The sequence below is a fragment of the Streptomyces sp. HUAS MG91 genome, from assembly GCF_040529335.1.
Lineage (GTDB): Bacteria > Actinomycetota > Actinomycetes > Streptomycetales > Streptomycetaceae > Streptomyces > Streptomyces tabacisoli.
In genome coordinates this window covers 5857603-5883208 of sequence record NZ_CP159534.1, presented here as the reverse complement: position 1 = coordinate 5883208, position 25606 = coordinate 5857603, and the positions used below count along the sequence as shown (strand labels likewise).

The 25606-nt window shown below is 70.9% G+C and carries 22 protein-coding genes and 1 riboswitch; of the genes, 7 read left to right on the top strand and 15 right to left on the bottom strand.

Annotated elements, in window-relative coordinates; translation table 11 throughout:
* Positions 1–78: 78 nt before the first annotated feature.
* Positions 79–732, bottom strand: coding sequence for an AAA family ATPase (locus ABII15_RS26860; RefSeq protein WP_353947212.1), 654 nt, complete (start codon positions 730–732; stop codon positions 79–81).
* 125 nt (positions 733–857) lie between these two features.
* A riboswitch (glycine riboswitch) is annotated at positions 858–955 on the top strand.
* A gap of 139 nt (positions 956–1094) precedes the next feature.
* Here ABII15_RS26860 and gcvT point away from each other — a divergent pair.
* From gcvT to ABII15_RS26840, 4 genes are all read left to right on the top strand, one after another.
* Positions 1095–2222, top strand: a complete 1128-nt coding sequence (gene gcvT / locus ABII15_RS26855; protein WP_353944844.1) for a glycine cleavage system aminomethyltransferase GcvT — start codon at positions 1095–1097, stop codon at positions 2220–2222.
* Between the two features lie 79 nt (positions 2223–2301).
* Positions 2302–2679 (top strand): glycine cleavage system protein GcvH, encoded by a 378-nt coding sequence (gcvH, locus tag ABII15_RS26850; protein WP_351459976.1) that lies wholly within the window; start codon positions 2302–2304, stop codon positions 2677–2679.
* Positions 2680–2687: 8 nt separating this feature from the next.
* Positions 2688–3959, top strand: coding sequence for a serine hydroxymethyltransferase (glyA, locus tag ABII15_RS26845; protein ID WP_353944843.1), 1272 nt, complete (start codon positions 2688–2690; stop codon positions 3957–3959).
* Between the two features lie 143 nt (positions 3960–4102).
* Positions 4103–5473 carry an L-serine ammonia-lyase gene (locus ABII15_RS26840; protein ID WP_353944842.1) on the top strand — a complete coding sequence of 457 codons (1371 nt, stop codon included), beginning with the start codon at positions 4103–4105 and terminating at the stop codon, positions 5471–5473.
* Between the two features lie 21 nt (positions 5474–5494).
* Here the strand turns inward: ABII15_RS26840 and ABII15_RS26835 are convergent, their stop codons facing one another.
* Entirely contained in the window at positions 5495–6484 is a 990-nt protein-coding gene (locus tag ABII15_RS26835) for a L,D-transpeptidase (protein WP_353944841.1), read from the bottom strand.
* A gap of 238 nt (positions 6485–6722) precedes the next feature.
* Here ABII15_RS26835 and ABII15_RS26830 point away from each other — a divergent pair, with 238 nt between their 5' ends.
* On the top strand, positions 6723–7277 hold the full coding sequence (locus tag ABII15_RS26830; protein ID WP_353944840.1) for a glycoside hydrolase family 25 protein: 555 nt from the start codon (positions 6723–6725) through the stop codon (positions 7275–7277).
* Here ABII15_RS26830 and ABII15_RS26825 read toward each other — a convergent pair.
* The 3 genes from ABII15_RS26825 to ABII15_RS26815 form a co-directional block, all read right to left on the bottom strand.
* Positions 7251–8027: an endonuclease domain-containing protein gene (locus ABII15_RS26825; RefSeq protein ID WP_353944839.1), complete on the bottom strand. Its 777-nt coding sequence runs from the start codon at positions 8025–8027 to the stop codon at positions 7251–7253. The genes ABII15_RS26830 and ABII15_RS26825 overlap by 27 nt on opposite strands.
* 63 nt (positions 8028–8090) lie before the next feature.
* The gene (locus tag ABII15_RS26820; RefSeq protein WP_353944838.1) at positions 8091–8780 is read right to left on the bottom strand and encodes an NAD(P)-binding domain-containing protein; all 690 of its coding nucleotides are present in this window, start codon (positions 8778–8780) and stop codon (positions 8091–8093) included.
* 40 nt (positions 8781–8820) lie between these two features.
* Positions 8821–9510: an FCD domain-containing protein gene (locus ABII15_RS26815; protein ID WP_353944837.1), complete on the bottom strand. Its 690-nt coding sequence runs from the start codon at positions 9508–9510 to the stop codon at positions 8821–8823.
* Between the two features lie 183 nt (positions 9511–9693).
* Here ABII15_RS26815 and leuA point away from each other — a divergent pair, with 183 nt between their 5' ends.
* Positions 9694–11394: a 2-isopropylmalate synthase gene (gene leuA / locus ABII15_RS26810; protein ID WP_353944836.1), complete on the top strand. Its 1701-nt coding sequence runs from the start codon at positions 9694–9696 to the stop codon at positions 11392–11394.
* Between the two features lies 1 nt (position 11395).
* Here the strand turns inward: leuA and ABII15_RS26805 are convergent, their stop codons facing one another.
* From ABII15_RS26805 to ABII15_RS26760, 10 genes are all read right to left on the bottom strand, one after another.
* Complete coding sequence (locus tag ABII15_RS26805; protein WP_353944835.1) at positions 11396–14110, bottom strand: M4 family metallopeptidase; 2715 nt, start codon at positions 14108–14110, stop codon at positions 11396–11398.
* Positions 14111–14244: 134 nt separating this feature from the next.
* The gene (locus ABII15_RS26800; RefSeq protein WP_353944834.1) at positions 14245–15153 is read right to left on the bottom strand and encodes a helix-turn-helix transcriptional regulator; all 909 of its coding nucleotides are present in this window, start codon (positions 15151–15153) and stop codon (positions 14245–14247) included.
* A 162-nt stretch (positions 15154–15315) separates the two neighbouring features.
* Positions 15316–15531, bottom strand: coding sequence for an EF-hand domain-containing protein (locus ABII15_RS26795; protein WP_353944833.1), 216 nt, complete (start codon positions 15529–15531; stop codon positions 15316–15318).
* 47 nt (positions 15532–15578) lie between these two features.
* Complete coding sequence (locus tag ABII15_RS26790; RefSeq protein ID WP_353944832.1) at positions 15579–16493, bottom strand: MerR family transcriptional regulator; 915 nt, start codon at positions 16491–16493, stop codon at positions 15579–15581.
* Positions 16494–16595: 102 nt separating this feature from the next.
* Positions 16596–17774: a PQQ-binding-like beta-propeller repeat protein gene (locus tag ABII15_RS26785; protein WP_353944831.1), complete on the bottom strand. Its 1179-nt coding sequence runs from the start codon at positions 17772–17774 to the stop codon at positions 16596–16598.
* A complete protein-coding gene (locus ABII15_RS26780) occupies positions 17771–18565 on the bottom strand; it encodes a polysaccharide deacetylase family protein (RefSeq protein ID WP_353947211.1) in 795 nt (264 codons plus the stop codon). The genes ABII15_RS26785 and ABII15_RS26780 overlap by 4 nt, the downstream gene beginning before the upstream one ends.
* 292 nt (positions 18566–18857) lie before the next feature.
* Entirely contained in the window at positions 18858–19361 is a 504-nt protein-coding gene (locus ABII15_RS26775; protein WP_353944830.1) for an ATP-binding protein, read from the bottom strand.
* Positions 19362–19644: 283 nt separating this feature from the next.
* Positions 19645–20412, bottom strand: a complete 768-nt coding sequence (locus ABII15_RS26770) for an enoyl-CoA hydratase-related protein (RefSeq protein WP_353944829.1) — start codon at positions 20410–20412, stop codon at positions 19645–19647.
* 120 nt (positions 20413–20532) lie between these two features.
* Entirely contained in the window at positions 20533–21732 is a 1200-nt protein-coding gene (locus tag ABII15_RS26765; RefSeq protein ID WP_353944828.1) for an Ig-like domain-containing protein, read from the bottom strand.
* A gap of 199 nt (positions 21733–21931) precedes the next feature.
* Positions 21932–23152, bottom strand: a complete 1221-nt coding sequence (locus tag ABII15_RS26760) for an Ig-like domain-containing protein (RefSeq protein WP_353944827.1) — start codon at positions 23150–23152, stop codon at positions 21932–21934.
* Between the two features lie 233 nt (positions 23153–23385).
* Here ABII15_RS26760 and glgX point away from each other — a divergent pair, with 233 nt between their 5' ends.
* Complete coding sequence (glgX, locus tag ABII15_RS26755) at positions 23386–25593, top strand: glycogen debranching protein GlgX (RefSeq protein ID WP_353947210.1); 2208 nt, start codon at positions 23386–23388, stop codon at positions 25591–25593.
* Positions 25594–25606 lie beyond the last annotated feature (13 nt).

Sequence of the window (25606 nt, the reverse complement as noted above, 5' to 3'; positions counted from 1 at the left end):
TCTGCTCCGGCCCTGCCATACGGTCCGCGCCGACGATAACCCGTTCGGCGGTACCGCCGGAGGGAGTCCGCCACCGGCTCAGCGTTCCAGGAACGTGATTCCGCCGAGCGCGTCGGAGGCCGCGCGGTCGAGGAGCACCGCCGATTCGATGCCGGCCGGGAGATCTCCCGACTCCGTGGACGTGACCAGGGCGGTCACCGCCCTGCGGTGCCGGGCGAAGGCGTACCGCGACACGCCCCGGCCGCGGTCGCGCTGGCCCTCGAGGGCCAGGTCCGTCGGCACGTCGAGCAGGATCAGATGCACGGCCGCGCCGCGCCGCCCGGCCGTCCGGGTCACCCAGCGGCGCACCCAGGCCTGGGTGCCGCAGTCGTGCACGACGACGCTGGCGCCGGAGCGCATGGCGCGGCGCAGGCCCGCGTAGTGCGCGACGCGGACCAGCGGCCGGTAGAGCGCGTACGGCATCCAGCGCGGCATCCGGGCCGCCCACCGCTCCCGGGTGTCCTGGGAGTCGATCCGCACCACGGTGACCACGCGCCGCATCAGCGTGGACTTGCCGCTGCCCGGCAGCCCGGAAAGCACCACCAGGTCACCCGCCGCGAAGCCGATCCGGCGCGGGGTGCGGCCGCCGCGCCCCCGCAGGTCCCGTACCGAGCGCTGCCGGGGAATCCGCACCCCTGCCACCGCCGGCGCCGTGGTCGCGTACGCCCCCGCCAACTCCTTGTGCACCGTGATCGTCCTCCCCGTTCCGGTCACGCCACTTCTCCCCACCAAGTGTAAAGAGTAGGTAATGCCCTCCGATCTGTTTTCCCGTTCCCCGGACATGCAATGATGTGCGCGCCAACTGCATACAGGCCGCTTGAATCCGCGCGGGAGAGTTCCAGGCACACGCTGTCCTGGGCGCCGAAGGAGCAAGTCCCTCCCTTGAATCTCTCAGGCCCCGAACCGCGCGGGCGAGGCACATCTGAAAAGCGGGCCGACCGTCTCGTACGGCGGCCCCACCCAAGGTGCAAGCCCCCCGGGGCGAACCTCTCAGGTTCCGATGACAGATGGGGAGGACACCTTCGCCCTCGCCGTCATGCCCTGGAGCACCAGCAATGAGCCCTACGCCTTCCCGCCTGACCGCACTCGATGCCCTGCACCGTTCGCTCGGCGCCACGATGACCGATTTCGCCGGCTGGGACATGCCCCTGCGCTACGGCAGCGAGCGCGACGAGCACAACGCCGTACGGACGAGGGCCGGGCTCTTCGACCTGTCCCACATGGGCGAGATCACCGTCACCGGCGCCCAGGCCGTGGACCTGCTCAACTACGCGCTCGTCGGCAACATCGGCTCCGTCGGCACCGGCCGCGCCCGCTACACGATGATCTGCCGCGAGGACGGCGGCATCCTCGACGACCTGATCGTCTACCGGCTCGGCGAGACCGAGTACATGGTGGTCGCGAACGCGGGCAACGCGCAGGTCGTGCTCGACGCGCTGACCGAGCGCGCCGCGGGCTTCGACGCCGAGGTGCGCGACGACCGGGACGCGTACGCGCTGATCGCCGTGCAGGGCCCGCACTCCCCCGCCATCGTGAAGTCCGTCACCGACGCCGACCTGGACGGCCTGAAGTACTACGCGGGGCTGCCCGGCACCGTCGCGGGCGTCGAGGCGCTCATCGCCCGCACCGGCTACACCGGCGAGGACGGCTTCGAGCTGTTCGTCGCCCCGGCCGACGCCGAGAAGCTGTGGCAGGCGCTCACCGGGGCGGGCGCCGAGTACGGCCTGGTCCCGTGCGGCCTGTCCTGCCGGGACACGCTGCGCCTGGAGGCGGGCATGCCGCTGTACGGGCACGAGCTGACCACGGAGCTGACCCCGTTCGACGCCGGTCTCGGCCGGGTCGTGAAGTTCGAGAAGACGTCCCACGGGGAGGACTTCGTCGGTCACGACGCGCTGGCGGCCGCCGCCGAGCGCGCCGAGACCGCCCCGCCCCGCAAGCTCGTCGGCCTGATCGCCGAGGGCCGCCGCGTCCCGCGCGCCGGCATGTCCGTGGTCGCCGGCGGCGAGGTGATCGGCGAGATCACCTCCGGCGCCCCGTCGCCGACGCTCGGCAGGCCGATCGCCATCGCCTACGTCGACGCGTCGCACGCCGCGCCGGGCACGGCGGGCGTCGGCGTCGACATCCGCGGCACGCACGAGCCGTACGAGGTCGTGGCCCTGCCGTTCTACAAGCGCGAGAAGTGATCTTTCCACCAGCGCCAGAAGTGACCCTCACCAGCCCCGCCGTCACCGGCACCCTCCCCCGTACAGGAGAATTCGCCTCATGAGCAACCCCCAGCAGCTGCGCTACAGCAAGGAACACGAGTGGCTGTCGGCCACCGAGGACGGCGTCGCGACGGTCGGCATCACGGAGCACGCGGCCAACGCGCTCGGTGACATCGTCTTCGTCCAGCTCCCCGAGGTCGGCGACACCGCCACCGCGGGCGAGACCTGCGGCGAGCTGGAGTCGACCAAGTCCGTCTCCGACCTGTACTCCCCGGTGACGGGCGAGGTGACCGAGATCAACCAGGACGTCGTGGACGACCCGGCGCTCGTGAACTCGGCCCCCTTCGAGGGCGGCTGGCTGTTCAAGGTCCGCCTCTCCGAGGAGCCCGCCGACCTGCTCACCGCCGACGAGTACACCGAGTTCTCCGGGAGCTGACCCCCCTCATGACTGACAAGAAGTCCGTACTGAACGAGTCCCTGCACGAGCTCGACCCCGAGGTCGCGGTCGCGGTCGACGCCGAGCTCAAGCGCCAGCAGTCGACCCTGGAAATGATCGCGTCGGAGAACTTCGCCCCGGTCGCCGTCATGGAGGCGCAGGGGTCGGTCCTCACCAACAAGTACGCGGAGGGCTACCCGGGCCGCCGCTACTACGGCGGCTGCGAGCACGTCGACGTCACCGAGCAGATCGCCATCGACCGCGTGAAGGCGCTGTTCGGCGCCGAGTACGCGAACGTGCAGCCGCACTCGGGCGCCTCCGCGAACCAGGCCGCCCTGTTCGCCATCGCCCAGCCCGGCGACACGATCCTCGGCCTGGACCTGGCGCACGGCGGCCACCTCACGCACGGCATGCGCCTGAACTTCTCCGGCAAGCAGTTCAACGTGGTCGCGTACCACGTGGACGACGCCGGCCTGGTCGACATGGCCGAGGTCGAGCGGCTCGCCAAGGAGCACCGCCCGAAGGTGATCATCGCGGGCTGGTCGGCGTACCCGCGCCGGCTGGACTTCGCCGAGTTCCGCCGCATCGCCGACGAGGTCGAGGCGTACCTCTGGGTCGACATGGCGCACTTCGCCGGCCTGGTCGCCGCGGGGCTGCACCCCAACCCGGTGCCCTACGCGGACGTCGTCACCTCCACGACGCACAAGACGCTCGGCGGCCCGCGCGGCGGCATCATCCTCGCCCGCAACAAGGACTTCGCGAAGAAGCTGAACTCGGCGGTCTTCCCGGGCTTCCAGGGCGGCCCCCTGGAGCACGTGATCGCGGCCAAGGCCGTCTCCTTCAAGGTCGCGGCGAGCGAGGGCTTCAAGGAGCGCCAGCAGCGCACGATCGAGGGCGCGCAGATCCTCGCCGAGCGCCTGACCTCGGAGGACGCCCGCGCCCACGGCGTGAACGTGGCCTCCGGCGGCACCGACGTGCACCTGGTCCTGGTCGACCTGCGCGACTCCGAGTTGGACGGGCAGCAGGCCGAGGACCGGCTCCACGAGGTCGGCATCACGGTCAACCGCAACGCGGTCCCGAACGACCCGCGCCCGCCGATGGTCACCTCCGGCCTGCGCATCGGCACGCCGGCGCTGGCCACCCGCGGCTTCGGTGCCGACGACTTCCGCGAGGTCGCCGACATCATCGCCGAGACCCTGAAGCCGTCCTACGACGCCGAGGCGCTGAAGGCCCGGGTGACCGCACTCGCGGAGAAGCACCCTCTGTACCCCGGCCTGTAGTCGTTCCGTACGCTTTGTGACGTACGAATTTTCGGGGCACCCCGCACACTGGAGAGTGAGCAGGGTGCCCCGTGTCACGTCCTCATCGTCAGTCCCGAACACCGGCGGACAGCGTCGTCCGCCACCACCATTGGAGTTCCACCGTGGCCATCTCGGTCTTCGACCTGTTCTCGATCGGCATCGGCCCGTCCAGCTCCCACACGGTCGGCCCGATGCGCGCGGCCCGGATGTTCGCGCGCCGCCTGAAGAACGAGGGCCTGCTGGCCCACACCGCCTCGATACGCGCCGAGCTGTACGGCTCCCTGGGCGCCACCGGCCACGGGCACGGCACCCCGAAGGCGGTGCTGCTCGGCCTGGAGGGCGACTCCCCGCGCACCGTCGACGTCGAGCACGCCGACCAGCGCGTCGAGGAGATCAAGGAGTCGGGCCGCCTTCAGCTGCTCGGCGCGCACGAGATCGGCTTCGACTTCGACGAGGACCTGATCCTGCACCGCCGCAAGGCCCTGCCGTACCACGCGAACGGCATGAGCCTGTGGGCGTTCGACGCCGAGGGCAAGGAGCTGCTCACCAAGACGTACTACTCGGTCGGCGGCGGCTTCGTCGTCGACGAGGACGCCGTGGCGGGCGAGAACCCGATCGTCCCGGACGACACGGTTCTCAAGCACCCCTTCCGCACCGGCGACGAACTGCTCCGCCTCACCCACGAGACCGGCCTGTCCATCCCGGCGCTGATGCTGGAGAACGAGAAGGCCTGGCGCACCGAGGACGAGATCCGCGCGGGCCTGCTGGAGATCTGGCGGGTCATGCAGGCGTGCACCTCGCGCGGCATGGCCCGCGAGGGCATCCTGCCGGGCGGCCTCAAGGTCCGCCGCCGGGCCGCGAGTTCGGCCCGCAAGCTGCGCGCCGAGGGCGATCCGCTGGCGCACGCCATGGAGTGGATCACCCTGTACGCGATGGCGGTGAACGAGGAGAACGCGGCGGGCGGGCGCGTCGTGACCGCTCCGACGAACGGCGCGGCGGGGATCATCCCGGCGGTCCTGCACTACTACGTCAACTTCGTGCCAGGCGCCGACGAGGAGGGCGTGGTCCGCTTCCTGCTCTCCGCCGGGGCGATCGGGATGCTCTTCAAGGAGAACGCCTCGATCTCCGGCGCCGAGGTCGGCTGCCAGGGCGAGGTCGGCTCGGCCTGCTCGATGGCGGCGGGCGCGCTGGCCGAGGTGCTGGGCGGCTCCCCGGAGCAGGTGGAGAACGCGGCGGAGATCGGCATGGAGCACAACCTCGGCCTGACCTGCGACCCGGTCGGCGGTCTGGTGCAGATCCCGTGCATCGAGCGCAACGGCATGGCGGCCGTGAAGGCGGTCACCGCGGCCAAGATGGCGATGCGCGGCGACGGCTCGCACAAGGTGTCCCTGGACAAGGTCATCAAGACCATGCGGGACACCGGTGCGGACATGTCGGTGAAGTACAAGGAGACGGCGAGGGGCGGCCTCGCCGTCAACATCATCGAGTGCTGACAGGCGGGTGCGGGGCGGCGGTCACAGGGTGGCCGTCGTCCCCTCGCCGGTCCCGCTGCCCTGGAGCCACTGGTCCCAGCTCAGGTTGAAGGCCGCGTAGCCGTTGTCGGCCGGGGCCTTGGCGCGCGGCGAGCCGGTGATCGTCACCGGGTCGCCCTGCTTGACCTGGCCGTAGAACCACTTGGCGTCGGACATCGACAGGTGCACGCAGCCGTGCGAGCCGCGGGCACTGCCGCTGCCCGGGTTCGGGTCGCCGGTGGAGTAGTGCACGTACGTACCGGACTGGGTGAGGTGTACGTCCCAGGGCAGCGTGAGGTCGTAGTAGTTGGGGCTGCCCTTGTCGCAGCTGATACCGACGCTGCAGGAGGTCATGTGGACCTTCTCCTGCTTGTCGATGACGGCCATCGTGCCGTTCCAGGTCGGGTACTGGGCGCTGCCCGCGTTGATGGACAGGGTGCGCAGCGTCGAACTGTTCTTGGTGACCTTCATGGTGTGGCCGCTGACGGAGACGTCCGCGCGGACGTCGTCGCCGATCTTGAAGGTGTGGGTGTAGCTGTGCGTGCCGTAGCGCCCGTTGCCGTTGCTGACGCCCTCCATGTCGGCGACGACCTTCACCTTCGTCCCCGAGGGCCAGTACTCCTTCGGGCGCCAGTCGGCGCGCTTGTCGCCGAACCAGTGCCAGGCGCCCTCCACCGGCTGCGAGGCGCTGACCTTCATGTGCTTCTCGACGGAGGCGCGGGCCTTCTCGGCGACCGGGTCGGTGAACACCACCGAGACGGGCATGGCCACGCCGACGGTGGCGCCGCCCTGCGGCATGATCGTCTCCAGCAGCATCGGCGGGCCCTTGGGCTTCGTCGGGGAGGGCTTCGCGGTCGCGCTCGGCTTCCCCGGCTTGCCGTTCTTCCCGTCCGCCTGATCGTTGCCGCCGCCTCCGCCGCAGGCGCTCGTCCCCACGAGCACCGCGGCCGTCACGAGCGCGATCCCTATTCCGCTGCCCCTGCGCCGTCCCACGTCCTGCCCCACTCTCCTCGGTCCGCGCCCTCCAAAACCGGGGCCCGGCCTTCTGTCAGACCTCTGTTCCGGTGGGCTCAGTTGCATGTGGCCACGTAAAGCGTGTTCCAAGATTGCGCGCGGCCACATCAGACTGCGCCTTCCCCGTAAAGCCGCCCGCAGGCGGGTTCGGATCGGGGAGCATGCGGGGACCATGACAGTTCAACCTCGTCGCCCCCACCGACCAGGAGGCCCGCACATGCTCCACGGCATCGACGTCAGCTCGTACCAGTCCACGTTCGACACGGACGGCCAGTCGTTCGTCTTCATCAAGGCGACGGAAGGTCGCAGCTACGTCAACCCGCGCCTGACCTCCCAGACGAAACTGGCCCGGGACGGCGAGTGCATCGTGGGCTTCTACCACTTCCTGTGGCCGGGGAACATCGCCGCCCAGGCCGCGTACTTCGTGGGCCATGCCCCCGAGAAGGCCGGCGACCTGCTCGCGGTCGACTGGGAGACGACCGGCGACGGCACCCGGGCGAGCAACGCGGACAAGGACCACTTCATCCGCGAGGTGAAGCGCCTGCGCCCGAACAACCGGGTGATGCTGTACACGAACCGCGATTTCTGGCTGAACGTGGACACGACGTCGTACGCCGGTGACGGGCTGTGGATCGCCGACTACGTGACGGCTGGGAAGCCGCGCATCAAGGCGAAGTGGACGATCCACCAGTACACGTCGAGCCCGCACGACAAGAACGTGGCCGTCTTTTCGAGCAAAGCGACGCTACGTACCTGGGCAGAGGGATCCTGAGAGCTGCCGGAAGCGGCGTGCCGGTGGATGGGCGAGATAGCCATTCAGCAGGTCGAACGTGCGCAGTTCCCGAGGTAGCGCCTCGTACCAGGCGAGGCCGTAGGTATTGCAGTTCGAGCAGACGAGGGCCCGGACACAGCCGCCGCAGCTCCCTCTCCCAGGACAGCATTCGTGATCATGGTCAATGTGCAGGGTTGCGGAACCCGTCGCCTCGATTCCGCAGATCGCACATCGACCGCCTTGGTAGTCGAGCAGTTCCTCCACGAACTGCTTGGTCACATTGTGGTTGCGCAACCGCACACGCTCGGAGTTGCACGGCTTGCAGTAGGGGCGGGGGTCACCCTTGGCACTGAGCCTGGAGTACTCGGCCAGAGGCTTGACCTCCTCGCAGCCCAGACACTCCACCGCCCCCTTCTCGATCATGGCGCGATAGACGGCGCTGTCCCGCTTGCTTCGCAGCGGAGTCAGCGGGCGCCCTCCGTTCTGCTGTGCGTAGTGGCCCGCGCACAGGCCCTTCGCGGAGAGCGCCCGCAGACATCCGGAAAACGCGCAGAGTTTGTCCCCAGCGGCCATCGAGCCGGCGCGGGCGGGCGTGAAGGGTCTGCCATGCCGCTGCTGGACGTAATGAGTCCTGCAATACCCCTTCGTGAGGGGGTACTTGTCGGCAGTGCGCTCGCACACCCAATCGCCCGCTCGCGCCGCGCATCGCCGCACCGCCCGCCCCGGCGTTCCCTGTTCCGCGCTCTCCATGATCGGCTCAACGACCATAAAACGTACAAGTCACACCGCCCCCTGGTCGAGGGCCGTGCGTCTTCAGGCGCGCCACTCCGCGGTGCGCTCCGGGGACGCCTCGTCCAGTGCCTTGCGGACGGCGGTGGCGTCGGCGGCGAGGCCGTAGACCGGGGTGCCGGGCTGCTGGCGCCACGACTCGTCCTGGCCGCCCGCGTCGACGGCGTCGAAGCCGATCTCGTCGAGGAGCGCGGTGACCACCTGCTTCGCTGCCGTGTCGTCGCCGGCGATCGGCAGGGCGACGCGGGCCGGGTCGCCGGCGGGGCGGGCCTTGTCGACGATGTCGGCCGCGTACGTGCCGTTGAAGACCTTGACGACCTCGTGGCCGAGCTGGCGCTCCGTCCAGCGGCTCTCGGTCAGGCCCTCGTCCTCGATCCCGGCGATCTTCCCGTCGCGCTGCTGCGGGTAGTAGTTGCCGGTGTCGATGACGGTGACGTCGGGCGCCGCCGTGTCGAGCAGGCCCTTCGGCAGGTTCGGGACCGCCTTCAGCGGGATGGTGACCACGACGACCTGTGCGTCGCGGACCGCGTCCTCGATGGTGGCCGGGGTGGCGCCGGTCTCGTCCGCGAGGCCGGTGAGGGTCTGCGGGCCGCGCGAGTTCGCGACGTGCACGTCGTGGCCTGCGGCGGTGAACCGCCGGGTCAGGTTGCCGCCGATGTTGCCCGCGCCGATGATGCCGATCTTCATGTCTCGCCCTTCCGGAGATTCATGCATGTGCATCGAGTGCGAACCCGGGGAGCGGACCGGCTATTCCTCAGGAGCCCAGCTTCACCTGGACGGCCTCCAGCTCGGCCCGCGCCACCCGGCCCGCCGTCTCCGCGTCGCCCGCCACGACCGCCGCCACCAGGTCGGCGTGCGCCGCGTCGCCGTGGTCGCGCTCGGCCCGCGGGACGTCGACGAGGGCGAGCAGGTCGATCAGCCCCTGCCGCAGGGCCGGTGCGAACTCGGCGAACAGGTCGGTCAGTACGGGGTTGTGGGCGGCGGCCACGACCGTGGCGTGCAGCGCGATGTCGGCGTCGATGAAGGCGTCGCCGGGGCCGTCGGCGGCCGCCCGCCGCGCGTCGAGGGCCGCCCGCATCGCGGCGATGTCGTCGTCGGTGCGCCGCCCGGCCGCGAGCCGGGCCGCCTGGACCTCCAGGAGCGTGCGCACCTCGTACAGGTCGGCGACGGCCGCCCTGCGCAGCCGTGCAGGGAAGTCCTCCACCGGGCGGGTCGCCGTCACGAAGACCCCGGCGCCCTGCCGCGGCCGCACCATCCCGGCCCCGGCGAGCGCGCGCAGCGCCTCGCGGACCGTGGAGCGGCCGACCCCGAGGTCCTTGGCGAGGGTGGTCTCGCCGGGCAGCCGGGTGCCGACGGGCCAGGTGTCGTCGGCGATCTGCGCGCGCAGCCGCTCGGCGGCCTGTTCGACGAGGGGGCTGGGGCGGAGCGGACCCACGGACGACACGGGAGACACCAACTTGTCTGAGGAGTACTTGTCTGAGGAGCTGAGGTGTGGCTAGTCTACCCGCCATGACCCGTGGACTCCTTCTTCTCGGCGGCCGCGGCGGGGCCTGACGCGACCGGCACCCCGCCGCGGGGTGCCGTGCTGCCGGTCGTCACCCGTCGACCGCGAAGGACACCACCACCGATGTACCGCTGGAATCCGCAGACCCCCTCCCCCATGCCGTTCCACCGCTACCGCCCCCACCACGAGCGCGTCGACGTGCCGGTACGGGAGCGCGGCTGGCCGGGGCGGCGGATCACCGAGGCCCCGCTCTGGGTGCCCGTCGATCTGCGCGACGGCAATCAGGCGCTGGCCGAGCCGATGGACGGCGCGCGCAAGCAGCGCTTCTTCGACCTGCTGGTGCGCACGGGGTTCAAGGAGATCGAGGTGGGCTATCCGTCCGCCAGCCGGACGGACTTCGACTTCGTCCGCCGGCTCGTGACGAGCGACCTCGTGCCGGACGACGTGACCCCGGTCGTCTTCACGCCCGCCAGGCCGGAGCTGATCGAGCGCACCTTCGCCGCCGTCGAGGGCCTGCCGCGCGCGGTCGTCCACCTGTACATCGCGACGTCGCCGGTCTGGCGGGACGTGGTGCTGGGCAGGACGCGCGCGGAGCTCCTGGCGACGGTCAGGGAGGCGGCCACGCACATGGCCCGGCTCGCGGACGCCCGCGGGGACGCGCACATCCGTTTCCAGTTCGCGCCGGAGACGTTCAACCTGACCGAGCCCGACTTCGCGCTTGAGCTCTGCAACGGGCTGACCGAGCTGTGGGACGCGAGCCCCGACCGGCCGGTCACGCACAATCTGCCGACGACGGTCGAGATCGCGACGCCGGACGTCTACGCGGATCAGATCGAGTACATGCACCGGCACCTGGACCGGCGCGACTCCGTGATCCTCTCCGTGCATCCGCACAACGACCGCGGCACCGGGGTCGCCTGCGCCGAACTGGCGCTCCTCGCGGGCGCGCAGCGCGTCGAGGGCTGCCTGTTCGGCAACGGCGAGCGCACCGGCAACGTCGATCTGGTGACCCTGGCCCTGAACCTGTACACCCAGGGCGTCGACCCGAAGCTGGACCTCTCCGACATCGACGCGGTGCGCGAGACGGTCGAGCACTGCAACCGGCTGCCCGTGCACCCCCGCCACCCGTACGCGGGCGACCTCGTCCACACGGCGTTCTCCGGCACCCACCAGGACGCGATCAGCAAGGGTCTCGCGCACCGCGCCGCGCACCCGGACGGGCCGTGGGAGGTGCCGTACCTGCCGGTCGACCCGGCCGATCTCGGGCGGTCGTACGAGGCCGTCATCCGGGTCAACTCCCAGTCGGGCAAGGGCGGAATGGCGTACCTGCTGCGCGAGCACCACGGTATCGACCTGCCGCGGGAGATGCGGCCCGCGTACGCGCGGGCGGTCCAGGAGGCGACCGACGCGAGCGGGCGCGAGGCGGGCCCGGACGAGCTGTACGCGCTGTTCCGGGACGCCTATCTGGACGCCGCGGGGCCGGTGGCCCTCGTCGACTGGGCCGCCCGGCAGGAGGGGGCCGAGGTGCACCGCTTCTCGTGCGTCGTCGAGGTGGACGGCGAGCGACGGGAGCTGGAGGGCAAGGGCAACGGTCCGCTGGCCGCCTTCGGTGACGCGCTGCGCGCCGCCGGTGTGGACGTCGACATCGAGTCCTTCGCCGAGCACGGGCTCGGCGGGGGCTCCGGCTCCGAGGCCGTGGCGTACGCGTGCTGCCGGGTGGGACGGGTGCGCGCATGGGGCGCGGCCCGGCACACCTCGGTGCTCGCCGCCTCCGTGGGGGCGGTGCTGTCCGCGGTGAACCGGGCCGCTGTGAAGCCGAGTTGAGCTAGTTCTCGCAGGTACCGGCGAAGGTCTCGCGGGTCACCACGTCCGTCGCGGCGGACGTGGTGTCCAGCCATGCGACGCGCCGGCCGTCACCGAGGGACGGGGCCAGCTGGGCGCCGGAGGAGCAGGAGACGCGCTGCCACTGCGGCTTGCCGCCGGAGAACAGCTCCGCGGTCCTGGCCACCTGCACCTTGCCGGGCTCGCCCCAGCCGCCGAGGGCACCCCAGATGTCGAACGTGGAGTACGCGAAGTAGTCGTCGGTGACCGTGAACTGGCCGAGGAAGGTCATGCCCGGGTAGGTGAGGCTCTTCAGCTTCGCCACGTCGTCGAGCGGCGCCGCCCCGAAGGACGAGCTCGGGATCAGGAATCCGCCGTCGGAACGGTAGAAGACGTGGTCCTTCGTGAGCTGGACGTCGGCGATCACATCGGTGAGGAAGCCGGTGATCCGCTTGCTCCGGGTCGTGCCGGTGGCGATGTCGTACGTGAACAGCCACGTGCCGTCGGCGCCGGCCCAGGCGATGGTGCCGTCCTTCATCGCGAGGCGGTAGGCCTTGGTGCCGGTCTCCGGCGTCACGTTGACCGTCGTGCCGTCGGCCTTGCGCAGCATGACGTCCTGCTCGCCGTCGGCGGTGGTGGAGACGTAGGCGAGGGCGCCGTTCTCGGTGACCGGCTCGGTCTCGTCGGCGCCGGGGGTGTCGACGATCTTCTTGATCGCGCCCTGGCCCTTGTCGCCCGCGCCGTAGATGCCGATGCCGTCGGCGGTGACGCGGGTGAAGACGATCCGCTTCTTGTCGAGCGAGGGGTCGATCAAGTAGGCGTCGCGCTGGGCGAGTTCGTGGTCGGACTTGCCGTGCTGCTTGCTGAAGCGGCCCACGGTGATGCCGAACGCGGCCGAGCCCTGGTCCCAGGCGATCGCGTCGCCGTGCCCGATGGCGTAGACGTCGCCGCTGATCTGGGCGGCCTGCTGGTCGATGCCGCTGTACACCTCGTAGGCGGGCAGGACGTCGGCGCCGATGGTGGTGCCGTCGTGGGTGCCGCCCTTCTGCTCCCAGCCGTTCTCGATGCCGTGGGCGTCGAAGGCGGCGTCGATCCTGGCCCGGTCGTTCTTGGAGACCTTCAGGGACTTGGCGGCGAGCGTCACCGCGGTGCGCATCTCGGTGAAGCCGGACAGCGGGGTGAGGTAGTTCTGCGCGGCGCGGTAGACGATCTGGTCGGCGAGCTCGGTGTCGATCGCCTTGCGCATGTCCCACAGGGCTCCGCCGACGATGGTGGAGTTGTAGTGGACTCCGCCGTTGTCGATGTCGAGCGGGATCGGCTCGTAGTCCTTCTGCGCGTTGCGGCCGTCGTTCAGGTCGCGCAGCGCGCACTCGTCGAGCGGCTTGGTGCCGTTGCACAGGTACTCGCCGATGAGCCCGGAGTTCGGGTCGTCCATGGCGACGCCCTTGTCGGCGGTCTCCATGGCGTTGCCGAAGTAGTCGGATATCGCCTCGTTGAGGGCGCCGGACTGGTTCAGGTAGACGAGGCCCGCGCTGTGCTCGGTGACGCCGTGGGTCATCTCGTGGCCGACGACGTCCAGGCCCACGGACAGCGGTACGCCGTCCATGTGGCCGTAGACCATCTTGGAGCCGTCCCAGAAGGCGTTGGCGTAGTCCTTGCCCTTGTTGGAGACGTTGACGACGGAGTAGACCGAGCCGCCCTTGCCGTCGATGCCGTCGCGGCCGATCTCGTTCTTGTAGAACTCGTAGACCTTGGCGGCGTTGAGGTGCGCGTCGACGGCGCCGGACGAGGTGTTCGCGCCGTCGAAGCGGTCGGTCGCCGACGTCACCAGCGGTACGTCGTCGGTGACCGGGCCGCCCGCGACGTCGAGGTAGCTCTTGCGCTGGGCGTCGTAGGTACGGATCTGACCGCCGGTCGCCGGGTACATGGCGCGGGTCGAGTCGACCAGCGTGTACGAGCCGTCGGCGGCCTTGTCGGCCTCCAGCGTCGTCTCGGTGCCGTCGACGCGGACGCCGGTGGCCCGCGCGGGCGAGGCGTCGGCGGCGTCGATGTTGTTGTAGGAGAGGGCGAGGCCGCCGACGCGGGCGTCGATGTACGTCTCCTGGCGGACCGGGCTGCCGTCCTTCTTGGCGCCGGTGACGGTGAAGTGCCAGGCGAGGCGCCCGCCCTGGGCGTCGGGCAGCACGGTGAGGCCGTGGGATGCGGTCTTCGCGCCCGCCACGCCGCGCAGGTTGGCGTCGAGCACGGTCAGTCGGCGCTCGGCGGTGGCCTCGTCGACCTTCGGGGTCGTGGAGACCGTCAGGTCCGTGTAGAGGGTGCCGGTGGCGGAGGTGACCTTGCGGTCCGCGCCGGACTTCTGGGTCTGCACGGCGTACTCGGCGCCGAACACCGGGACGCCGTCGTGCTCCTGGCGGAACCGGACGGTGGTCTGGCCGCCGTCCTGGGTGGTGCGGACCGTCTTCAGGTCGGACACGGGCACCTTGTAGGTGTCCTCGTGGTCCGCGATGTGGGCGCGGGCGGCCTGGGCGGGGGTGCCGCTCCTGGCCGCCGTGTCGAGGCCCTGGGTCATGGCGGGCGCCACCGGGACCGGGGTGCCGGTGGCCGCTCCGGTGCCGGGCGTCCCGTCGGCGGCCCAGGCGGGTCCGGTCAGCAGCGCGGAGCCGGTGGCGGCGGCCACCACTCCCGCGGCCACGACCCGGCGTATCGGTCTCTTTGCCACAACGTCCTCCCCATCACACACAGAAACGTGGGGCCCAAGAGCCCCACGCGATCGGTGCGTTGATGGTTCGCCACCTGAGGTGTCCGCTACAAGGGATCATCGGTGGCGTGAAGTGGCCGTGGCGTAAACGCGCCTCAGCCGGGGTCGTCGGGTTCCAGCCAGCCGGCCCGCGCCGCGTGCCAGCCGAGCTGGAAGCGGGTCGCCGCGGCCGCCCGGGTCATCAGGGACCGCAGCCGCCGCTGCACGGTGCGGTGCCCGAGGCCGAGCTGGCGGGCGATGGCGGCGTCGGTGAGGCCGACGTGCAGCAGGGTGAGGATGTTCCGGTCGAGCCCGTCGAGGGGGTCGTCGGCGCGGGGCGCCTCCCCCAGGCCGACCTGGAGCGGGGTGGCCTGCGCGTAGCACTGGTCGAAGAGGGACTGGAGCGCGGTGAGCAGGCCGCTGCGGTGGACGACGAGCGCGATCGGCTCGGTCTCGTCGCGCTCGGGGTCGAGCGGCAGCAGGGCGGTGCGCCGGTCCGCGATGACCAGTTTGATCGGCACTCGTTCGGCGACGGCGACGCTCTGTCCCTGCGCCACCACCTGGGCGATGGAGGCGGCGGTGTCGGGGTGGTCGAACCAGCCGCGTTCGACGACCGAGCGCAGCAGGACGCCCCGCCGCATGGACTCGTGCTCGACCTCCTCGATGCCCTCCTCGACGGAGAGCGCCACGGGCGCCCTGCGCGTGGGCATCAGGGAGCAGACCTCGCTCTGCGCCTCCCGGCCCATGGCGAGCAGCCTGCGCCGGATCGCGGCGGCTCCGGAGAGCACTTCGACGGGGGCGCCGGAGGCCCGGACCTGTGCGGCGCGGTGCCGTTCGGACAACTCGGTGACCAGGTGCTCGACCTGGTGGAGGGCGCCGCGGCGGGCTTCGAGGAGCGGGCCGAGGGCGAGGATCGGGGAGGCGGAGCGATAGCGCGGGGCCGTCCCCTCGGCGCCGAGCCGGGCGCTGACGAGGCCCCGCTCGACCAGGACGCCGAGCGCGCGGGTCACCTCGTACGGGGTCAACGGGCCGACCAGGTCGCCGGGTTCGCTGTCCGGCCGGTCGACGAGGAGCCGGTAGACGGCGTCCTCCTCGGGCCCGAGTCCGAGCAGGGTGAGCAGGGACGCGTCCGCCGGGGCGGGACCCGTGCGGTCCAGTCCCGGCGGACGCGGTTGGTCTCTCAGGACTCAGGCCTTGTTCAGGTTGGCCCAGAACTCGTCGAAGGAGAGCACCTTGTCGCCGTTGGTGTCCTGCCGGGCGATGAGGACCTCGGCCACCGACTCGGTGACGTTGAAGTCGCCCATCTGCGCCATGGCGCTCTTGTACTCGGCCGCCGTGATGAAGCCGTCACCGTCCGCGTCGAACCGGTCGAACGCCTTGCGTGCTTCCTCGATGCTCGCCACCGGGACCACCCCTCGTTTTGCTTACTGCTGTGTTGACGGGGGTCAGATTAGCTGGCGAGTCGTGTGCGCAGTGCGGCGAGTACCCAGGCGAACTCCTCACGGTGGTCCGGCAGCGGGTCGAGGCCCCGCACGAGGGACACCAGGTCGCGGAACCGGGCGACGTCCTCGTTGGCCGCGGCCTCCAGGCGTTCGAGCACCTCGGCCGGGTCGGCGTCGCCGAGCAGGCCCCGCAGCACCTCGCCCGCCTCGTCGGATCCGGGCTCGACGCCCCGCTCCCCGGCCTCCCCGGCGAGCTGCACGAGCCGGCTCATGAACCACAGGGAGCTGCCGGGTGCCACGTCGGGCCCGCGGTCCGCCGCGTTGAACTCGAACATCTTGCGCATATGGGCCCGGAACTGCTGGTCCCCCATCAGTTCGGCCAGTTCCACCCAGGCGTCGACCTGGCGGCTCGACGGGTCGTCGGGCAGATCGGGGACCATGACGCGCAGCCGGGTGCGGATGTCGGGGTCGGCGGCGTCGAGGCCGCCGAACGTCTGCTCCATGAAGTCGTCGATGATGTGCTTGCGTTCGGCGGCGGAGAGCCGCGCCAGCTTGTTCATGAGGGCCATCTCCTCTGCGGTCGAGTTGCGCTGTGCGACCGTCGACAGGACCGCCCGGTTCAGCCGGAGCGCGCGGATCTGCGCGTCGAGCGCCGCCACGTGCGCGGCGGCCACCGAGGCGATGTCCCGCTCCCCCGCGAGCACCTTCCGTACGTCGTCCAGGCCGAGGCCCAGTTCGCGCAGGGTGCGGATCAGCTCCAGGCGGGCCACGGACTCGGCGTCGTAGAGCCGGTAGCCGCCCTCGCTGCGGGCGACGGGGTGCAGCACGTCCTCGTCGGACCAGTAGCGGATGGTGCGCACGGTGAGGCCGGTGCGGCGGGCCAGCTGTCCGATCGTGAGCAACCGGGGTCGTTCGTCGGTCATGGCAGGGAGTCTGGGCCCTCCAGCGGGTGGAGACTCAAGTGGGGCGCGGGGGCTCGTACGTGGCTGGTCGCGCGGTCCCCCGCGCCCCGGGCGGGGCGCTTCCTACCGGAAGATTCCGGTGTGGCCCAGCGAGTAGCGGCCCGGCTGCGGGTAGACGGCGAGGCCGTGGGGGCCGTTGCCGACCGGGATGCGGGCCACCTGGACGCCGGTGCGGGTGTCGATGGCGTAGACCTCGGAGTCGTAGCGGCCCGACAGCCAGAGCGTGTTGCCGTCCGCCGAGACCCCGCCCATGTCGGGGCTGCCGCCCTGCGGGAGCCGCCACTTCTTGGTGAGCCGGTTCGCGGCGAAGTCGAAGACGGAGATCGTGCCCTCGCCTCGGTTGGAGACGTACATCTCCCTGGAGTCGCGGCTGACGTAGAGGCCGTGGGTGCCCTTACCGGTGGGCAGCAGCTTCGGGGTGGTGAAGGCGTCGCCGTCGAGCACCCACATGCCGTTGGCCATCATGTCGGCGATGTAGAACCGCTTGCCGTCCGGGGAGATCTTGACGTCCTGCGGCATCGCGCCGGCGAAGGGCAGCTTCTGGTGCGCGACCACCTTCATCCGGGCGGTGTCGACCTTCAGCAGCTCGCCGCTGAACTCGCAGCTCACGATGAAGTAGCGGCCGTCGGGTGAGAAGTCGGCGTGGTTGACGCCGTAGCAGGAGACCGGCTCGGTGTGCTGGATCTTCATGGTGTGCGGGTCGCGGAAGACCAGTTCGCGGTCGAGCGAGGCCATGACGACGGCGTGCTTGCCGTCAGGGGTGAAGTAGAGGTTGTACGGGTCGTGGACGTCGACCGGGGCGCCCGCCTTGCCGGTTCTCGGGTCGATGGGGGTGAGGGTGTTGCCCTTGTCGTTGTTGACCCAGAGCGTCTTCATGTCCCAGGAAGGGACGACGTGCTGGGGCTGGCGGCCGACCTTGATCGTCTCGGTCACCTTGAACGTCCTGGGGTCGATGACGGTGACCGTGTCGGACTCGGTGTTGGGCACGTAGACCCGGGAGGGGAAGTCCTTGACCACCGGCGACAGCTTGTTGGGGCGGTCGGCGGCATAGATGTCCTTGGTGTCGAGGACGGGCGGCATGCCGGGCAGCCCGTGGACCGCCGGCCGCTGCGGCGCGGCCGGCTTGACCGGTTTGATCGCCTCCTGGGCGGTGTGCCCGGCGGAGGACTCGGTGCCGCAGCCGGTCAGCGCGGCGAGGACGGCCGCGGTCAGCAGGAGGCCGGTACGGCGGGTGGGGTTCACGAGAGCAGCTCCGTACAGGTCACCGCGGACAGGCCGCGCCGGTCGAGGTGGTCGAGGAGGGACGGCAGGGCTTCGACCGTGTCCGCGTAGCCGAAGTGGAGGCTGACGATCGAGCCCGGCCGGACGGCCGAGACGACGTTCCGGACGACGGCCTCCCGGCCCGGCGAGGTGTAGTCGAGCGAGTCGACGTCGTACGAGAGGACGTGCGGGTAGCCGGCGCCGTGGGCGAGGCGGGCGACGAGCGGGGTGGCGGTCCGGGTGCGGGAGGGCCGGAACCAGGTGCCGATGGAGCCGGTCAGCCGGCGGATGCGGTCCGCGCAGCCGGTGATCTCGGCGCGGGCCTCGGCCTCGGGCAGTTCGCTGATGCCGATGTGGTGCATGGTGTGGTTGCCGAGGTCGTGGCCGCCGTCGAGGATGCGGCGGGCCAGCTCGGGGTGTTTGTCGAGCCAGGTGCCGACGGCGAGCACGGTGATGTGGGCGCGGGCCCGCTCCACCTGCTTCAGGAGCGCGTGGGCGACGGCCGGGTCCCCCTGCCCGTGGAAGGTGAGGGCGACCCGGTCGCCGGTGCGCGGGCCGTGGGCGATCTGGGCCGGCTGCCCGGGGAAGCGGCGGGGGCCGGGCGCGGCGCGGGTCGCGGTCGCGGTGCGGTGGGCCTTGGGGGCCGGGGCGCTGGTGGCGGTGTCGGTCTGCTCGGCGGGGGCGCAGCCGGCGGCGAGAGCGGCGGTGAGTCCGGCTCCCGCGCGCAGGGCCGAGCGGCGTCGGATCGGTTCTGCCTGAGTCACCCGCCTTATTTAAGGGCGATCGGGGACGAAAGCCTCCTACCGACCCGAGGGCCTTAATGATTGCTGAACACTGCTTGTACATTTCCTTCATTTGCGAGGCTGATGACCCTTGTCACCAATGATTCATTTGGCCCTTCCTGGTCCCATCTGCCATGATCGGTGCCAAGGCCCCCATTGACCCGGGCAAGGTCGTCCACAGCCGCCGCGGAACCCACCCCCCATGTCCGCGGCGCACCACACGAAAGCCCCCGCGGCGCCGTACCACGGCGAGAACGGGGGCTTTCGTGCGCTCACCGGCCGCTCAGCGGTCGGCGACCCGCATCTCGAACCAGGTCGTCTTGCCGCGCGGCAGCAGATCCACGCCCCAGCGGTCGGAGATCTTGTCGACGAGGAAGAGTCCGCGCCCGGACACGTCGAGTTCATGGACCGGCATGAGGCAGGGCAGCCCGCGGGAGGGATCGCGGACCTCGACCCTGATCCAGCCCCGGCGGCGCAGCATGCGCAGGCCGAAGACGCGGGCCCCGGTGTGCCGCACCGCGTTGCCGACGAGTTCGGAGACGAGCAGGACCGCGTCCTCGGTCATCTTCGGGGAGAGACCCCAGTGCCGCAGGATGACGACCTGCGCGAGCCGCCGCGCGGTCGCCGCCGATTCAGGACGCGACGGCAGCGGCACCTCCGCCTCGGTCGGATTTCCGAACAACTCCAGCGCCCGCAGCGCGTGCTCGTCCTCCACCGCGGGAGACCAGCGCGCCGCGGTCGCACCGCCGTGCCTCCGCGGCTGTTCGACACCCTCAAGCCCCGCCATGCCCACCATGATGGCTGCCCAGCGGGGCCCGTGGGACCGTTCCGGCTGAATAAGCCCCCCGGAACGCCTCATTCCGGGGGGCTCTTCTGGCATGTGCCAGTGGCAGATAGAGGGCGGTTACAGCCCGTCTGACCTGCGATGATTCACCGTACGAGAGCGGTCAATGATCGCCACCGGCGCGGATCGCTTAAGGTTCCCTTAAGGCCGCGCTAATGCGCTCCAACGGGGGACGTGATCAACTCTGCTTGCCCGCAAGGGAGTTGACGCACCGTCCGCGGGGCCCTCAGGCGAACTTCGCCTTGCCCGGACCTTCCTCCACAAAGCTGCGCATTCCGGTCTCCCGGTCGGCGGTGGCGAACAGGCCCGCGAACCAGTTCCGTTCGAGGGCGAGGCCGGTCTCCAGATCCGTCTCCAGACCCGCGTCGACGGACTCCTTCGCGGCGCGCAGCGCGATCGCCGGGCCCTGCGCCAGCTTCGCGGCCCAGGCGTGGGCGGCGGTGAACACCTCGTCCGCCGGGACGACCTGGTCGACCAGACCGATCCGCAGCGCCTCGTCGGCCTTCACATGGCGGCCCGTGAAGATCAGGTCCTTGGCCTTCGACGGGCCGATCAGGCGCGCCAGGCGCTGGGTGCCGCCGGCGCCCGGGATCAGGCCGAGCAGGATCTCGGGCTGGCCCAGCTTGGCGTTCTCCCCGGCGATCCGGTAGTCGGCGCACAGGGCCAGCTCGCAGCCGCCGCCCAGGGCGTAGCCGGTGATCGCGGCGACCACGGGCTTGGGGATGCGGGCCACCGCCGTGAAGGAGTCCTGGAGGGCGCGGGACCGTACGACCATGGCCGCGTGGTCCATGGCCTGCATCTCCTTGATGTCGGCGCCGGCGGCGAAGACCTTCTCGCTGCCGCGCACGACCACGGCCCGGATGTCGTCCCGGGCCGTGGCTTCTTCAGCGAGTTCCTTGATGCGGTCCTGGGTGGCGATGTCCAGGGCGTTCATCGGGGGGCGGGCCAGGCTGATGGTGCCCACGCCGTCGGCGATTTCGAGGGTTGCGGTCATGCTCCGCAGGTTAGCGGGCGTTCACCCCGAAGGGACCGGTGCGGTTCGTCACGTGGGCGTCCCGCCGTCGTGGCGGGTCGCGCAGTTCCCCGCGCCCCTGGCGGGGCGCGGGGACGCTGCCTACTTCTTCCAGTCGGCCCAGGACATGTTCCAGCCGTTCAGGCCGTTGTCCGGGGAGACCGTCTTGTCCTTGGAGTGCTTCACGACCACGACGTCACCGGTGATCGACTGGTCGAAGAACCAGGCGGCCGCGACCTTGCCGTCGTACCCGCCCCGCACGTCGCGCAGCCCGATGCACCCGTGGCTGGCGTTGTAGTTGCCGAAGGCGTCGCCGCCCCAGTAGTTGCCGTGGATGAAGGTGCCGGACGTGGTCAGGCGCTGGGCGTGCGGGACGTCCTTGATGTCGTACTCGCCGCCGTAGCCGACCGTCTCGCCGTTCATGCGGGTCACCTTGAGGCGCTCGCTGATGACCATCTGGCCGTTCCAGGTGTCGTAGCCGGGCTTGCCGGTGGTCACCGGGATCCTCTTGATGGTCTTGCCGTCGCGCTTCACGGTCATCGTCTTCGTCTTCACGTCGACCGTGGAGACCTGGCTGCGCCCGATGGTGAACTTCACCGTGCGGACCTGCTTGCCGTAGACGCCGTCGCGGCCCTCGACCCCGTCGAGGTCGAGCTTGACGGTGACCTTGGTGCCGGCCGCCCAGTACTGCTCGGGGCGGAAGTCCAGGCGGTCGTTGCCGAACCAGTGGCCCTCGACGTCGACGGCGGGTTCCGTCGTGATCGAGATGCCCTTCTCCACGTCCTCGGGGTGCGTGATGCCCCGCGTGAAGCGGATCGAGAACGGCATGCCCACGCCGACCTTCGAGCCGTCCTCCGGAGTGAAGGTGCCGATGAAGGTGTTCTTCGGCGTGAGCGTGGTGAAGCTGGTGTCCTTGGCCGACTCGCGGCCGTCCTTGTCCTTGGCCACCGCGTGCACCTTGTACGTGGTGGAGGCGGCCAGATGGTGGTCGGGGGCCCAGGACGTGCCGGCCTCCGTGATCTTGCCGTCGACCTTGTTGCCCTTGCTGTCCGCGACCTCGACCGACGTCAACTTGCCCTTGTCGGCCGTGACTTTGAGCGCCCCGCTGGTCGCAACGCTCTTCGAGCCGTCCTTGGGTGCCACGGTCACCACGGCGGCCGACGCCTTGGTGTCCTCACCCGCCTTGCCGGATTTTCCCTTGCCGTCGTTCCCCGTGTCCGAACCGCCCCCGCCACCGCAAGCGGTGACCAGCAGCAGTGCCGCGCCCAGCAGAGCCGCCGATATCGGCCGTCGCCCGTTCAAGATGTTTCTCCCCTCGCCAGGCCCGGGTCCAGGGCCTGCACCCCTGCGCGTCCGCGCGCGCACTGCGAAAGATAACCACACGACCTGGGAAAACGGAGCCCCGAACTATGTCACCGTTTAGTCCCAACCGCCGGTGCCCCACCCCCCTTTCGGACCGTCGTCCGTCACTTTCCGGGGCACCGGCCCTGCGCGTCAGTGGCTAGGAATGCGCGGCGCCCCCGGCCTTCCACTCTCTCCAGTCCATGTTCCAGCCCCCGAGCCCGTTGTCGGCAGCCACTTTCTTGTCGGTGCTGCCCCGCACCTCGACGACGTCCCCGATCAGCGTGTGGTCGAAGAACCATCCGGCGGGGGTGAGCGAGCTGCCGCCCTTGACGTCGCGCAGTCCGACGCAGCCGTGGCTGACGTTGGCGGAGCCGAAGGCGCTGCCCGACCAGTAGTTGCCGTGCAGGAAGGTGCCGGAGTCGGTGAGCCGGATCGCGTGCGGCACGTCCGGGATGTCGTACTCGCCGCCGAACCCGACGGTGCGGCTGTTCATGCGGGTGACCTCGTGCATCTCGGTCACCACCATCTTTCCGTTGTACGTGGTCGAGCTCGGCGCCCCCGCCGTGATCGGCAGGGTGTCGATCAGCTCGCCGTCCCGGACGACCCGCATGGTGTGCGCGGCCGCGTCGACGGTGGAGACCTGACTGCGCCCGATGGTGAAGGTGAACGTCTTGTGCTGGAGGCCGTAGACGCCCGAAGCGCCCTCCACGTCACGCAGGTTGAGGTCGACGGTGACCTCGGTGCCGGGCTTCCAGTACTTCTCCGGGCGGAAGTCGAGCCGTTCCTTGCCGAACCAGTGCGGGGCGATCGGCACGGCGGGCCGGGAGGTGACGCGGACGGCGCGCTCGACCGCGGCCCGGTTCTCGATCTCCCGGTTGAACGCCAGCTTCACGATCATGCCGGTGCCGACCGTGGCCCGGTTCTCCGGCGTGACGTAGCCGATGAAGCGCTCGTCGGGGACGAAGGTGGTGAAGGTGGTGTGGCGGGCCATCCGCCGCCCGTCGTCGTCGACCGCCACCGCGTCGACCGTGTACTGCGCGGCGAGCGCGAGCCCGTCGGCGTCCCGCCCGGTCGGCCGCCAGCGGGTGCCGTCCGCGTCGAGCCGGCCCGGCACGGCCTCCTCCTGCGCGTCCTGGATGCGGACGACCTTGACGGACTGCAACCGGCCCTCGGGGACCTCGACCTGGAGTGTCCCGTCGCCCTTCACGTTCTTGCTCGCGTCGTCCGGGGTCACCCGGATCATGTCCTCGGGCGCGCGCGGCTTGCCGAGCACCTCGTGCGAGTCACAGCCGGCAGTTGCGCCGACGAGTCCTGCCCATGTCAGTACGGCGCCCAGTGTCGCCCCTGCGCGCCGCGCGCGCCTCACAGCAGTTTTCACGCCAGGCCAACGACGGGCACCCCGCCGGGGAAACGTGAGTGCGAGCCAAGCTCTGGGCAGAACAGTGGGGAGGGCTTGAGGGGAGCGCGGCCGGGACGCCGCGCGCCCTGCTCCGGCCGACCAGTCGTGGAGCCGCGGGAGGCTGACAGGTGTCGAGCGCACCCGAGCAGGAGGCCGTGCAGTCCGGCACGGGGACAGCCGTGCCGGACGGTGTGGCGGGTCAGGGGCGGCCGGTGCCGTCCGCGCTGATCGGGCGGGGCCGGGACCGGGAGTTCACGTCCCCGGTGGGTCCGGTGTGGCCGGGCGCGCCGATGCCGCTCGGGGCCCGCTTCCGGGTCGGCCCCGACGGGGTCGCGGGCACCAACTTCGCGCTGTGGGCGGGCGGCGCGGAGCGGGTGGAGCTGTGCCTGTTCGACGCGGAGGGCCGCGAAAGCCGGTCGCCGCTGAGCGAGTTGACGCACGAGATCTGGCACGGGTTCGTGCCCGGGGTGCGTCCGGGGCAGCGCTACGGCTTCCGGGTGCACGGCCGCTGGGATCCGTGGACGGGCGCCCGCTGGAACCCGGCGAAGCTGCTCCTCGATCCCTACGCGCGTGCGGTGGACGGGGAGTTCGGGCTGCCGCCGGAGGTCTACGGGCACGTACGGGACTGGCCGGAGCAGCACGTCGCCGACACCGTGCGCGACGACCGGGACTCGGCGCCGTACGTCCCCAAGGGCGTCGTGGTGCACGACGACGCGCCCGACGACGAGTGGGCGGACGACCGGCGCCCGAAGACCCCGTGGGCCGACTCCGTCATCTACGAGCTGCACGTGCGCGGGTTCACCCGCCGACACCCCGGCATACCCGAGGAGTTGCGCGGGACGTACGCGGGTCTCGCGCACCCGGCGGCGATCGAGCACCTGGTGAAGCTGGGGGTGACGGCGGTGGAGCTGCTGCCGGTGCACCAGTTCGCGCACGAGGACCATCTGCTGCGCCGGGGCCTGAAGAACTACTGGGGCTACAACTCCATCGGCTACTTCGCCCCGCACGCGGCGTACGCGGCATCCGGCACGGCCGGACAGCAGGTCGGCGAGTTCAAGCGGATGGTGCGGGCGCTGCACGACGCCGGGATCGAGGTCATCCTCGACGTCGTCTACAACCACACGGCGGAGGCCGGTGAGCTGGGCCCGATGCTGTCCCTGAAGGGCATCGACAACCGGGGCTACTACCGCCTCCAGGGCGACGCCCGCCGCTACGCCGACTACACGGGCTGCGGCAACACCCTGCACGTCGTCCAGCCGCACGTGCTGCGGCTCATCACGGACTCGCTGCGCTACTGGGTGACGGAGATGGGCGTCGACGGCTTCCGCTTCGACCTGGCGGCGGCGCTCGCCCGCTCCATGCACGACGTCGACATGCTCTCCCCGTTCCTCGCCGTCATCGCGCAGGACCCCGTGCTGCGGCGCGTGAAGCTGATCGCGGAGCCGTGGGACGTGGGCTCGGGCGGCTACCAGGTGGGCGCGTTCCCGCCGCTGTGGACGGAGTGGAACGACCGGTACCGCAACGCCGTACGGGACTTCTGGCGCGGCGCGCTGCCCGACGTACGGGATCTGGGCTACCGCCTGTCGGGGTCGAGCGACCTGTACGCGTGGGGCGGGCGCAGGCCGTACGCGTCGGTCAACTTCATCACCGCGCACGACGGGTTCACCCTGCGCGATCTGGTGAGTTACGAGCGCAAGCACAACGAGGCGAACGGCGAGGGCAACCGGGACGGGTCGGGCGACAACCGGTCGTGGAACTGCGGCACCGAGGGCGAACCGGCCGAGCCGTCGGTGGCGGCCCTGCGCAGGCGGCAGCTGCGGAACCTGCTGACGACGCTGCTGCTGTCGACGGGGGTGCCGATGCTGGTCGCGGGCGACGAGTTCGGGCGCACCCAGCGCGGCAACAACAACGCCTACTGCCAGGACAACGAGATCAGCTGGGTCGACTGGGGCCTCCTCGACGAGCCGGGCTGGCGCGCGCTGTTCGACCTGACCTCCCGGCTGATCGCGCTGCGCCACGCGCATCCGGTGCTGCGCCGCCGGGCGTTCTTCTCGGGGCGCGCGCACTCGGCGGACGGGCTGCGGGACCTGGCCTGGTTCACGTCGCGCGGTACGGAGATGACGGAGCGGGACTGGTACGCGCCGGCGGCGACGCTCGGCATGTACCTCTCCGGCCGTGACATCCCGGGCCGGGACGCCCGCGGCGAGCCGGTCGAGGACGACAGCTTCCTCGCGGTGCTGCACGCGGGCGACCGCGCGGAGGGCTTCGTGCTGCCCGGCGAGCCGTGGGCCAGGGAGTACGAGGTCGTCGTCGACACCGGCCAGGAGGCGCAGGAGGCGGCACCGGACGTGGTGCACCCGGCGGGCGGCACGGTGACGGTGGGGGCGCGGACGGTGCTGCTGCTGCGCGTACGGACTTAGGGCATTTCTTCAG